Consider the following 11,530-nt stretch of genomic DNA (forward strand, 5'->3'; position numbering starts at 1 on the left):
GACTAGGCGCGCGGCGATTGCGGGCACAATGCCGGCCATGCCGATGACTGCGCCTCCCGATCCCGCGACCGGCGCCCACCGCCCCGTCGGTGGGTATGCGCTCGCGGTTGCCGGCGCCGCGGTTGCGGTGGTCGTCGCCGCACTCGCCGAGCGCTGGATCGGCCCGGGCGACCTCTCGCTGGTGTTCATGCTCGCGGTGATCGCGGTCGCGTCGCGCACGCATACCGGCCCGGCCGTCCTCACCGCGGTGCTGTGCTTCCTCGCCTACAACTTCTTCTTCATCGCGCCGCGCTACACCCTGTATATCGGCGCGTGGCAGGGCGTGGTCACGGTGGCGCTGTTCCTCGCCGCCGCGCTGCTGGCCGGACGCATGGCCGCGACGCTGGCGATGCAGGTGCAGGCGCTGCGGATCGCCAACCGGCATGCGCAGGCGCGGGAGGAACTGGCGCAGCGCCTCGCGGTCGCGGCGGACGAGGCCGACGTGATCGCGGCCGCGCACGCGATCTTCCGCCAGGGCCTGGAAGCCGACGTCTGGCTGCGCCTGGAGCAACCCGCGCATGCCGCCGGCCCGGCGCGCGAAGCCGTGGAGGAACACGGCTGGTTGTTCCTGCCGCTGCAGTCGCCGCACGGCGCCCTCGGCACGATCGGACTCAAGCGCGCCACGCATGCGCCGCGGCTCGACGAGACCCAGCAGCAACTGGCCCGCTCGCTGGCGGACGGCATCGCCCAGGCGCTGCAACGCGTGCGCCTCGCCACCCAGCTGCAGGCCGAGCGCGTGACCAGCGAAACCGAACGCCTGCGCTCGGCGTTGCTGTCCTCGGTGTCGCACGACCTGCGCACGCCGTTGGCCGCGATCATCGGCGCGGCCGACAGCCTCGACAGCTACGGCGATGCCATGGCCGCCCCCGATCGCCGCGAACTTCTCAGCACCATCCGCGAGGAAGGCGAGCGCCTGGACCGCTACATCCAGAACCTGCTCGACATGACCCGGCTCGGCCACGGCGAACTCGCGCTCAACCGCGACTGGATCGGCGTCGACGAACTGATCGGCTCGGCCATCGGCCGCCTGCAGCGCTATCAGCCTGACGCGCGTTTCGAGACGAACGTAGCCGGCGACGCCGGCCTGATCTGGGTGCATCCGGCGCTGGTCGAACAGGCGCTGTTCAACGTGCTGGAAAACGCCGCGCGTTTCTCCCCGCCGGGCGAGGCGATCGTGATCGATGCGCGCCGCCTCGCGGACGCGCAGCTTCGAATCGAGGTCCGCGATCGCGGCCCGGGCATTCCCGACGACGAACGTCGCCGCATCTTCGACATGTTCCACACCGTCAGCCGCGGCGACCGCGATCGCGGTGGCACCGGCCTGGGCCTGGCGATCTGCCGCGGCATGATCGGCGCGCACGGCGGCGACGTCGAAGCGCTGCCGAACCCCGGCGGCGGCACGATCCTGCGCATCACCCTGCCCCTGATCGAGCCGGCGTCCGCGCAACCATGACGCCGCCGATCGACCCACCGCATACCGCGTCGTCGGCCGCCCGGCTGCTGGTGATCGACGACGAGCCGCAGATCCGTCGCTTCCTCGACATCAGCCTGCGTTCGCAGGGCTATGCGGTGTTGCAGGCGGAGACGGGGCAGGCCGGTCTCGAGGCGCTGGCCACGCACGGCGCGGACCTGGTGATCCTCGACCTCGGCCTGCCGGACCTGGATGGGCACGCCGTTCTGCAGGCGTTGCGGCAGTGGTCGCAGGTGCCGGTGATCGTGCTGACCGTGCGCGCCGGCGAGGCGGAGAAAGTCGCCGCGCTCGATGCCGGCGCCAACGACTACGTCACCAAGCCCTTCGGCGTACAGGAACTGATGGCTCGGGTGCGGGCGCTGCTGCGCAGCCATGCGCAGCCGGCCGGCACGCCGCCGGTGTACGACGACGGCGTGCTGCACGTCGACCTGGCCCGGCGCGAGGTCCACCTGCGCGGCGAGCCGCTCACGCTGTCACGCAAGGAGTACGCGTTGCTGGCCTTGCTGGTGCGCCATGCCGGCCGCGTCGTCACCCAGCCGCAACTGCTGCGCGAGGTGTGGGGCCCGACCCACCAAGACGACACCCACTACCTGCGCATCCTGGTCGCCAAGCTGCGGCAGAAGCTCGGCGACGATGCGGCGGCGCCGCGCTGGATCGCGACCGAGCCCGGCGTCGGCCTGCGCTTCATCGACGCAGCCGACGCGTGAAGCAAGGCGCCTGAAACGCACAACGCCGGCCCGAAGGCCGGCGTTGCTTGCCGCACACCACGACGCGGGGAGGGCGTTACTGGCGGATATCCACGTCCTTGGTCTCGCGCAGGAACAGCGAGCCGATCACGAAGGTCATCACCGCCACCACGATCGGATACCACAGGCCCTGGTACATGTTGCCGCTGGCCGCGACCAGCGCGAACGAGATGGTCGGCAGGAAGCCGCCGAACCAGCCGTTGCCGATGTGGTACGGCAGCGACATCGAGGTGTAGCGGATGCGCGTGGGGAACAGCTCGACCAGCCACGCCGCGATCGGGCCGTAGACCATGGTCACGTAGATCACCAGGATCGACAGCAGCACCAGCAGCATCGGCTTGTTGATGCGCGCCGGGTCGGCCTTTTCCGGATAGCCGGCGGTGCCCAGCGCCGACTTGAGGGCGGCGCCGAAGGCGTCGCCGTGGGCCTTGCCGTCTTCCTTGCTGAGGCCGGCGCCTTCGTAACCGGGCACGTCTGTGCCGCCGATCGACACCCGCGCGACCGTGCCGGTGGGCGCCGCCTCGATCGTGTACGGCACGCCGGCCTTGGCCAGCGCCGCGGTGGCGATGTCGCAGGAGTTGCTGAAGACCTTCTTGCCGACTGGATCGAACTGGAACGAGCAGGTGCCCGGATCGGCGTGCACCACGGCCGGGTTGCTGCTGCGCGCCTCCTCCACCGCCGGATTGGCGTAATGGGTGATCGCCTTGAACAGCGGGAAGTAGGTGAGCGCGGCGATCAGGCAGCCGGCCATGACGATCTTCTTGCGTCCGATCTTGTCGGAGAGCCAACCGAACAGGACGAAGAACGGCGTACCGACGGCGAGCGCGCCGGCGATCAGCAGGTTGGCGGTGGTCGCGTCGACCTTCAGGGACTGGGTGAGGAAGTACAGCGCGTAGAACTGGCCGCAGTACCAGACAACCGCCTGGCCGGCGGTCGCGCCCAGCAGCGCAAGCAGCACGATCTTGCCGTTCCTGGAGAAGAAGCTCTCGGTGATCGGCGCCTTGGACAGCGTGCCTTCGTTCTTCATCTGCTGGAACAGCGGCGATTCGCTCAGCTGCATGCGGATCCACACCGATACGCCCAGCAGCACGATCGACAGCAGGAACGGCACGCGCCAGTACGTGGCCTCGAACGCCTCGGTGCCGACGTAGCTGCGCACGCCCAGGATCACCAGCAGCGACAGGAACAGGCCCAGCGTCGCGGTGGTCTGGATGAAGCTGGTGTACAGGCCGCGCTTGCCGTGCGGCGCGTGCTCGGCGACGTAGGTCGCGGCGCCGCCGTACTCGCCACCGAGCGCGAGGCCCTGCAGCAGGCGCAAGGCGATCAGGATGACCGGCGCGGCCACGCCGATGCTGCCGTAACTCGGCAGCAGGCCGACCAGGAAGGTCGAGGCACCCATGATCACGATGGTGACGAGGAAGGTGTACTTGCGCCCGACCAGGTCGCCGAGGCGCCCGAACACCAGCGCGCCGAACGGCCGCACCGCGAAGCCGGCGGCGAAGGCGAGCAGGGCGAAGATGAAGGCGCTGGTCTCGTTGAGGCCGCTGAAGAACTGCTTGGCGATGATCGCGGCGAGCGACCCGTACAGGTAGAAGTCGTACCACTCGAACACGGTGCCCAGGCTCGACGCGAAGATGACCTTCTTGTGGCCCTGGGTGAGGCCGTCCTCGAACTTGTGGCCGGCCGCTGCGGAAACAGTATTCATGCGCGCATCCTCAGAAGCTGTACTTGACGTGGGTGTGCAGGCGGCGCAGGTCGCCGTCGGCCTCACCTTCGAGTGAACGCTGGCCCCAGATCAGCTCGGCACCGACATCGAGCTTGGGGAACGGAGAATAGATCAGGTTCGCGTGCCAGGACTGCGCGCGCTCGGTGACGTTGAAACCGGTGAGCGCCGCGTCGTTGTCGAAGTGGGCCATCGAGTAGAACAGGTTGCCGCGCAGCTTTGGCGAGAACGCGTGGCGCCAGGCGGCGAACGCGCCGTAGCCGTCGATGGCCTCGAGGTTGCCGGAGGCATCGAGCACCGTGTCGCTGGCGATGGCCAGGCCGAGGTAGCGGCCGATGCCGGTGCCGCCGCTGACCATGTAGCGGATGTCATCGTTCTTGCCGAGGTTGAACTTGCCCGACACGCTGAGCGCGCCGCCGGTGCCGCTGTCGTCGATCCCGGTCGCCGGGTTCTCGTACTTGAACTGGCGCAGCAGGGCGGCGACGGTGAAGTGGCCCCAGTCGCCCTTCTTCAGCCAGCGCGCGGTGAGGTCGGGGGCGCTGTTGTCGTCGCTGCTGATGCGCGCGCCGGCGTTGAGGAACGGGGTCACCGTGGTTTCCGGGTTCTCGAGCGAGAACGACCACGGCCCGCTGGTGTAGCGGATCTGCGCCTGGCGCACGAACACCGTGCCCTCGGTCGGGCCGATGAAGTCGACGGTGTCCGGCAGCGCCGCGGTGTCCTGGAAGTTCGACCAGGTCTGGCCGGCCAGCCACTTGTCGAAGCTGACGTAGGCATGGCGCACGGTCAGGCCGTAGGTGTTGGTCGCGACCTCGTTGCCGAGGAAGGCGCTGTTGCCGCCGCCGAACAGGTCGAACTCGAGGTAGGCCTTGACCTTGTGCTCGTCGACGTCGGTATCGGCGGCGAACCAGAAGCGCGAGAACTGCGCGCCAAAGTCGGTGTCGGTGCCTTCGTTCGCGCCGCCGACCGGGATCGCGGAGGGCACGTAGAACATGCGTCCGACGCTGCCATCGGGGATTTCGCCGCCGGTGGTGTCGGTCATCATCGCGTCCATCTTGATGAAGCCGCCGTAGGAGAAGCGCGTGCCCGGATTGGCGCCGGGGTTGATCGGCGTCGACTGGATCCTGGGCTTGGCGTCGGCGACCGCGGCGGGCGCGGCGGCCTGCGCCGCCTGCACCTGGGTGGGCTGTTGCTGCGACTGCTGTTGCTGCGCGACCAGTTGCTGCACCAGCTGTTCGAGCTGGGCGACGCGCGCCTCGAGTTCCTGCTCCTTCGCCGCGTCGGCGAAGGCGACACCCGGCGCCAGTAGTGCGAGCAGCACCGCGGCCGCGAGGGGCCGACGATGACGCCTTGCGAGACCTGTGGACATGACCCCTCCCGGACCACGTGCGGAGTGCACGTTGGCCGCAGCCTGCGCGCGGGTGTCGGCCGCCGCCTATTCGCCTTTGGTCGTAGCGCGGCGCAAATGCGGCCGGCCTTCGACCAAGGTCTAACGGCGCTCGTAACGGCGGCTTTACCCGCCCCCGCGCGCATGCGGCACACTGGACTCATCCCCGCCCCACCCGAGCGCGCCATGTCGCAACCTGACCTGTATCCCGTGCCCTCCGGCTTCGCCGCGACCGCGCGCCTGAAGCGCGACGACTACGAGCGCCTCTACGCCCGGTCCGTGCGCGAGCCGGACGCGTTCTGGGCGGACGTCGCCAAGCGCCTGGACTGGATCAAGGCGCCGACGCGGATCAAGGACGTCAGCTTCAAGCTCGAGGACTTCCACATCCGCTGGTACGCCGACGGCGAACTCAACGCCAGCGTCAACTGCCTGGATCGCCACCTCGCCACGCGCGGCGACAAGACCGCGCTGATCTTCGAACCCGATGACCCGGCCCAGCCGGCGCAGCGCATCAGCTACCGCGAGCTGCACGCGCGCGTATGCCGGCTCGCCAATGCGCTGCGCGCGCTCGGGGTGAAGAAGGGCGACCGCGTCACCATCTATCTGCCGATGATTCCCGAAGCGGTGGTCGCGATGCTCGCGTGCGCGCGCATCGGCGCGATCCACTCGGTGGTGTTCGGTGGCTTCGCGCCGCAATCGATCGCCGACCGCGTGCACGACTGCCAGTCCAGGCTGATCATCACCGCCGACGAGGGCCTGCGCGGGGGCAAGAAGATCCCGCTCAAGGCCAACGTCGATGCGGCCCTGAAGCTGCACGGCACCAACTCGGTGGAAACCGTGCTGGTCGTGCGCCACACCGGCGCCGCGGTGGCCATGCAGATGCCTCGCGACCGCTGGTACGACGCGGTGGTCGAAGGCCAGCCGGCGCAGTGCGAGCCCGAACGCATGAACGCGGAAGACCCGTTGTTCATCCTCTACACGTCCGGTTCCACCGGCAAGCCCAAAGGCGTGCTGCACACCACCGGCGGCTACCTGGCGTACGCGAGCTACACCCACGAGGCCGTGTTCGACCTGCGCGAGGACGACGTCTACTGGTGCACCGCCGACGTCGGCTGGGTCACCGGCCACAGCTACATCGTGTACGGCCCGCTCGCCAACGGCGCGACTGCGCTGGTGTTCGAGGGCGTGCCGAACTACCCGAGTTCGTCGCGCTTCTGGGAGGTGATCGACAAGCACCAGGTGACGATCTTCTACACCGCGCCCACCGCGATCCGCGCGCTCATGCGCGAGGGCGACGCGCCGGTGAAGAAGACCTCGCGCGCCTCGCTGCGCCTGCTCGGCACCGTGGGCGAGCCGATCAATCCCGAAGCCTGGCGCTGGTACTACGAGACGGTGGGCGACGCCCGCTGTCCGGTCGTCGACACGTGGTGGCAGACCGAGACCGGCGGCATCCTGATCTCGCCGCTGCCGGGGGCGACCGACCTCAAGCCCGGTTCGGCCACCAAGCCGTTCTTCGGCGTGCAGCCGGCGCTGGTCGATGCCAACGGCCACCTGCTCGAGGGCGAGGCCGAGGGCAACCTGGTGCTGCTGGATTCCTGGCCCGGGCAGATGCGCACCGTGTACGGCGACCACCCGCGCTTCATCGAGACCTACTTCAAGACCTACCCGGGCATGTACTTCACCGGCGACGGCTGCCGCCGCGACGCCGACGGCTACTACTGGATCACCGGCCGCGTCGACGACGTGATCAACGTCAGCGGCCACCGCATCGGCACCGCGGAGGTGGAGAGCGCGCTGGTCTCGCATCCGAAGGTGGCCGAGGCCGCGGTGGTCGGCTTCCCGCACGACATCAAGGGCCAGGGCATCTATGCGTACGTCACCCTGATCGTCGGCGAGATCGAGACCGAGGACCTGCGCATGGAACTGGTCGCGCACGTGCGCCGCGAGATCGGGCCGATCGCCTCGCCCGACCACTTGCAGTGGGCGCCGGGCCTGCCGAAGACGCGCAGCGGCAAGATCATGCGCCGCATCCTGCGCAAGATCGCCGAGAATGCGCCGGACCAGCTCGGCGACACCTCGACCCTGGCCGATCCGTCGGTGGTGGAATCGCTGGTGCAGCAGCGGCGCGTGCCCTGAGCGTCGCGATGCCGACGCTGCTGATCGCCGACGACCACCCGCTGTTCCGCGAGGCCCTGCGCGGCGCGGTGGCGCGGGTGTTGCCGGACGCGCAGCTGCGCGAGGCCGACAGCGTCGACGCGCTGTACCAGCTGGTCGAGAGCGAGCCGGACGCCGACCTGCTGCTGCTCGACCTCACCATGCCCGGTGCGCAGGGCTTCTCCGCGCTGGTGCATCTGCGCGCGCTGCATCCGCAGCTGCCGATCGTCGTGGTGTCGGCGCGCGAGGAGCCGGCGGTGATGCGGCGCGCGCTCGATCATGGCGCGGTCGGCTTCATCCCGAAATCGGCCGACGCCAAGACCCTGGGCGAAGCGATTGCCGCCGTGCTTGCCGGCGATCGCTGGGCGCCCGCGTCCGCGCTCGACGGGCCCGCGATCGCGCCCGACGAGCACGCCGCGGCGCAGCGCCTGCGCGACCTCACCCCGCAGCAGTTCCGCGTGCTGCAGATGCTGGGCGCGGGCCTGCTCAACAAGCAGATCGCCTACGACCTGGGCGTGTCCGAGGCGACGATCAAGGCGCACATGACCGCGATCCTGCGCAAGCTCGGCGCGAGCAACCGTACCCAGGCGGTGCTGATCGCGGGCCGGCTGGCGCTGGATCCGGGAGCGGTGGTGGCGCCGCCGGAAGAGACGGACTGATTGCGCCGCCGGCGAGCGGCGCGACCGGCTCCCTGACCCGCGGCACAGGCAGTTCCGGCGCGTTGGGCGTGCCGTCGCTGCACCCGATCGCGGCGCAATCTGCTCCAATCCGCGCATGACCCGCGCCCTCCATCTGCCCATCACCCTCGCCCACGCCAAGGGCGCCTACACCGTCCGCCTCGGCATCGGCCGCGGCCGGCAATCCGGCAACTTCGTCCTCGATACCGGCAGCAGCACGCTCGCCGTGTTGTCGCACGCGTACGACCCGGCCCAGGACCCGAGCCATGCGCCCACCTCTTGGGCGCAGGAAGTGAGCTACGGGATCGGCCGCTGGGCCGGTCCCGTGCTCAGGGCCGAGGTGCATTTCGGGGCCCTGGCCGTGCGCGGCGACGCACCCTCGGTGCGCCTGGACGATGCGCAGTTCTCGCTGGTGCAGGCGGCGGCGCAGGACCTGCACGGCGCCGACGGCCTGTTCGGCCTGGCCTACAGCGGCCTCAATGCCGCGCACGACGTCAGCGCCTACCTCAGCGAGCGGGGCGTCGCGCCGGCCGTGACCTGGCCGTGGCCGTTCGACAAGGAGGACGAGAACCTCGCCGACTTCGACGCCCTGCTCGACCAGCAGCCGCGCGTCACCGTCACGCCCTTGTTCACCGCGCTGGCCGAGGCCGGCCGCATCGACAACCGCTTCGCATTGCTGGTGCGGCGCCCGCTGGTGCACGTGGAGGACGCCAGCGCGGACCCGACGCTGCTGCAGCTGGATCCGCTCAACCAGGGCGTGCTCGTGCTCGGCGGCGGCGCGCGCGATGACGCGGACCTCCAGCACCGCCTGCACGAAGGCGAGTTCAGCGCGATCCAGCTGGTCCACGACCTGTACTACAACGTCGAGCTGATCGCGGTGCAGGTCGGCGACGGTCCGCGCATCGCGGCGCCGCCGCTGGAGCGCAGGTACGAGCACCGCGCCGCGAGCAACGCGGTCCTCGACAGCGGCTGCAGCTTCCTGATCCTGGAGGCGACGCTCTACCGCGCGGTATTGGAAGCTTTCGCCCGGCACGACGCGCGCCTGCCCGCCGTGGTCGAGCGCTTCCAGCAGGCCTTCGCCCAGCACCAGCAGGGCATCGCCAATGCCGACGTGGACGCACTCGAGTGGCCCGAGCTGCACCTGTACCTGCGCGCACCCGATGGCAGCGAGACCCGCCTCACCTGCACGCAGGAGCACTACTGGCCGCGCAACGCGATGGCGGCCGGTCAGGCGTACTGCCTGCTGATGAACCAGCTGCCGCACTGGCCCAACCAGACGATCCTCGGGCTGCCGCTGATGGCGGAGCGCTACTGCGTGTTCGACCGCAGCGCCGCGAACGGCGGCTGCGTGTACGTGGCCAAGGCGCGCGGCGCCGACGCGAAATGGTCGAGTTGAGCGTCGCCGCCGACGCCGCGGTCCTCGACTCGGCGCGCCTGCGCCTGCGCCCGCTGGAGGCGCGCGATCACGCGATGTTCTGCCACCTCTACACCGACCCCGACGTGATGCGCCGCATCCGCCCGCCGCTGACGGCCGAGGCGGCGGCGCAGAGCTTCCGGCGCGCGTGCGCCCACAACGCCAAGGCCGTGCCGGGCCACCGCTTCTGGGCGATCGACGACAAGGCCTCCGCGCAGGCGATCGGCATGGCGGCGCTGCTGCGCGCCGGCAGCGGCGCCGAACTCGGGGTGATGCTGCGCGGCGGCTGGTGGAGCCGTGGCATCTCCAGCGAGGCGTTCGCGCCGCTGCTCGAGCATGCCTTCCTCGGCATGGGCCTGGCGCTCGTCTACGCGGAACGGCCCGACGACGACCATGCGCTGATCATCGACCGGCTGCTCGACCGCTTCGGCTTCGTGCGCACGCCCGAACGCGCCACCGCCCCGACCCAGTGCCGCTGGGAACTGCCGCGCGCGGCCTGGCAGCGCCGCAGGATGGATTGCGCCCCGTAGGATGGGTTGAGCGCAGCGATACCCATCGCGCCACGAGGGCGCGACACCGGGTGGCCTTCGGCGTAGCCCGGCCCGCGAAGCCTCGTCCGCGCCAATCGATCTCGCCATGGCTTTGGCATTCGGGCCCCGGATGGCCGCCCGCAACGCCCGCGCGAAGTGCGACCGAGTTTGCAAAATCAGGCGGGACGGGTATCGTCCAAAGCTCGTTTCTTGGGGAGAGCAGCGCGTGGACACGCCTGCTGGGGAAAAGCCGGGCCGCCTGGTCTGCGTCGGCCTGGGGATGCTGCTGGGGGCCCACATCGGCCCGCGTGCGCGCAGCCACATCGAGCAGTCCGATGTGGTGTTCGTCGCCGTGTCCGATCCGGTGGTCGAGTTGTGGCTGCAGCAGATGCACCCGGACGTGCGCAGCCTGCAGCCGCTCTACGCCGAGGGCAAGCCGCGCCACCAGACCTACCGCGACATGGTCGAGTCGATGCTCGTGGAAGTCCGCGCCGGCAAAACCGTATGCGGCGCCTTCTACGGCCATCCCGGCGTGTTCGCCAAGGCGCCGCACGACGCGATCGCGCAGGCGCGCAGCGAGGGCTTCGACGCGCACATGGAGCCGGGCGTCTCCGCCGAGGACTGCCTGTACGCCGATCTGGGCATCGATCCGGGGCGCCTGGGCTGCCAGCATTACGAGGCGAGCCAGTTCATGTTCTACCGCCGCCGGCTCGATCCATCGGCCTACCTGATCCTGTGGCAGGTTGGCATCGCCGGCGACCGCACTTACCGCCGCTTCGCCACCGGCCCCGAATACCGCCGCCTGCTGGTCGAACGCCTGCGTGAGGACTACCCGCTCGACCACCCGGTCACCGTGTACGAAGCCGCCACGCTGCCGATCACCCAACCGCGCATGGAAACGGTTCCGCTGCACGCCCTGCCCGATACCCCGCTGCACATGCACTCCACGCTCGTGGTGCCTCCGTGCGAACCCCTGCAGCGCGACGAGGCGATGCTGGCGCGGATCGAGGCGGTCGAGCGCGCCGAAGCGCTCCATGGCGAATCCGTTTGAGCCGTACCCACAGCACTACCCGCTGCAGCCAATCCCCGAGTAACAAGGAGTCGAAAATGTCCAACGTCGTGCAGTTCCTGGAAGCCTTGGCCCGCAACCCTAAGGCGCTGTCGCCTGCAGAGTTCATTGCGGCCGTCTCGGCGGCGAACCTCGATCCCGCCGTCCGGCAGGCGCTGCTGCAGCGGGACGTCGCCGCCCTCGGCCGGCTGCTCGATGCGCGCGACACCATGTTCTGCATGGTGTTCCCGGCCGACAACGAGGAACCGAAGGAAGACGAACCGCAGCGCGAAGACGAGGAGACTCCCGACCAGGAGTCTGCGTCCAGGGCCGCCTGATCGCGG

At 69.9% G+C, this 11,530-nt stretch carries 10 protein-coding genes; 8 read left to right on the forward strand and 2 right to left on the reverse strand.

Going from position 1 to position 11,530, the window contains the following annotated elements; translation table 11 throughout:
- Positions 1-37 precede the first annotated feature (37 nt).
- Both BP05_RS10655 and BP05_RS10660 read left to right on the forward strand, forming a co-directional pair.
- Positions 38-1,492 carry an ATP-binding protein gene (locus BP05_RS10655; protein ID WP_496363236.1) on the forward strand — a complete coding sequence of 485 codons (1,455 nt, stop codon included), beginning with the start codon at positions 38-40 and terminating at the stop codon, positions 1,490-1,492.
- Positions 1,489-2,217, forward strand: a complete 729-nt coding sequence (locus BP05_RS10660; RefSeq protein WP_496363238.1) for a response regulator — start codon at positions 1,489-1,491, stop codon at positions 2,215-2,217. Before BP05_RS10655 ends, BP05_RS10660 begins: the two co-directional genes overlap by 4 nt.
- A 76-nt stretch (positions 2,218-2,293) precedes the next feature.
- Here BP05_RS10660 and BP05_RS10665 read toward each other — a convergent pair whose 3' ends face one another.
- The gene (locus BP05_RS10665; protein WP_496363240.1) at positions 2,294-3,961 is read right to left on the reverse strand and encodes an MFS transporter; all 1,668 of its coding nucleotides are present in this window, start codon (positions 3,959-3,961) and stop codon (positions 2,294-2,296) included.
- Positions 3,962-3,971: 10 nt separating this feature from the next.
- Positions 3,972-5,345, reverse strand: coding sequence for a DcaP family trimeric outer membrane transporter (locus BP05_RS10670; protein WP_496363242.1), 1,374 nt, complete (start codon positions 5,343-5,345; stop codon positions 3,972-3,974).
- A gap of 162 nt (positions 5,346-5,507) precedes the next feature.
- On the opposite strand from BP05_RS10670, the gene acs reads away from it, so the two are divergent.
- The 6 genes from acs to BP05_RS10700 all read left to right on the forward strand — a co-directional run bounded on the left by acs (position 5,508) and on the right by BP05_RS10700 (position 11,524).
- On the forward strand, positions 5,508-7,499 hold the full coding sequence (gene acs, locus BP05_RS10675; RefSeq protein WP_496363244.1) for an acetate--CoA ligase: 1,992 nt from the start codon (positions 5,508-5,510) through the stop codon (positions 7,497-7,499).
- A gap of 8 nt (positions 7,500-7,507) precedes the next feature.
- Positions 7,508-8,176: a response regulator gene (locus BP05_RS10680; RefSeq protein ID WP_496363246.1), complete on the forward strand. Its 669-nt coding sequence runs from the start codon at positions 7,508-7,510 to the stop codon at positions 8,174-8,176.
- Between the two features lie 115 nt (positions 8,177-8,291).
- Positions 8,292-9,590 carry a pepsin-like aspartic protease gene (locus tag BP05_RS10685; protein WP_496363248.1) on the forward strand — a complete coding sequence of 433 codons (1,299 nt, stop codon included), beginning with the start codon at positions 8,292-8,294 and terminating at the stop codon, positions 9,588-9,590.
- The gene (locus BP05_RS10690; protein WP_496363250.1) at positions 9,587-10,138 is read left to right on the forward strand and encodes a GNAT family N-acetyltransferase; all 552 of its coding nucleotides are present in this window, start codon (positions 9,587-9,589) and stop codon (positions 10,136-10,138) included. The genes BP05_RS10685 and BP05_RS10690 overlap by 4 nt, the downstream gene beginning before the upstream one ends.
- A 226-nt stretch (positions 10,139-10,364) precedes the next feature.
- The gene (locus BP05_RS10695) at positions 10,365-11,189 is read left to right on the forward strand and encodes an SAM-dependent methyltransferase (protein ID WP_496363252.1); all 825 of its coding nucleotides are present in this window, start codon (positions 10,365-10,367) and stop codon (positions 11,187-11,189) included.
- 56 nt (positions 11,190-11,245) lie between these two features.
- Positions 11,246-11,524 carry a hypothetical protein gene (locus BP05_RS10700; protein WP_496363254.1) on the forward strand — a complete coding sequence of 93 codons (279 nt, stop codon included), beginning with the start codon at positions 11,246-11,248 and terminating at the stop codon, positions 11,522-11,524.
- The last annotated feature ends 6 nt before the right edge of the window (positions 11,525-11,530 follow it).

This window comes from Lysobacter oryzae DSM 21044 (assembly GCF_059568595.1).

Excerpts from the sequence above, each read along its gene's own strand:
- BP05_RS10655 (WP_496363236.1), top strand. The coding sequence starts at position 38 with ATGCCGATGACTGCGCCTCCCGATCCCGCGACCGGCGCCCACCGCCCC.
- BP05_RS10660 (WP_496363238.1), top strand. The coding sequence starts at position 1,489 with ATGACGCCGCCGATCGACCCACCGCATACCGCGTCGTCGGCCGCCCGG.
- BP05_RS10665 (WP_496363240.1), bottom strand. The coding sequence starts at position 3,961 with ATGAATACTGTTTCCGCAGCGGCCGGCCACAAGTTCGAGGACGGCCTC.
- BP05_RS10670 (WP_496363242.1), bottom strand. The coding sequence starts at position 5,345 with ATGTCCACAGGTCTCGCAAGGCGTCATCGTCGGCCCCTCGCGGCCGCG.
- acs (WP_496363244.1), top strand. The coding sequence starts at position 5,508 with ATGCGGCACACTGGACTCATCCCCGCCCCACCCGAGCGCGCCATGTCG.
- BP05_RS10680 (WP_496363246.1), top strand. The coding sequence starts at position 7,508 with ATGCCGACGCTGCTGATCGCCGACGACCACCCGCTGTTCCGCGAGGCC.
- BP05_RS10685 (WP_496363248.1), top strand. The coding sequence starts at position 8,292 with ATGACCCGCGCCCTCCATCTGCCCATCACCCTCGCCCACGCCAAGGGC.
- BP05_RS10700 (WP_496363254.1), top strand. The coding sequence starts at position 11,246 with ATGTCCAACGTCGTGCAGTTCCTGGAAGCCTTGGCCCGCAACCCTAAG.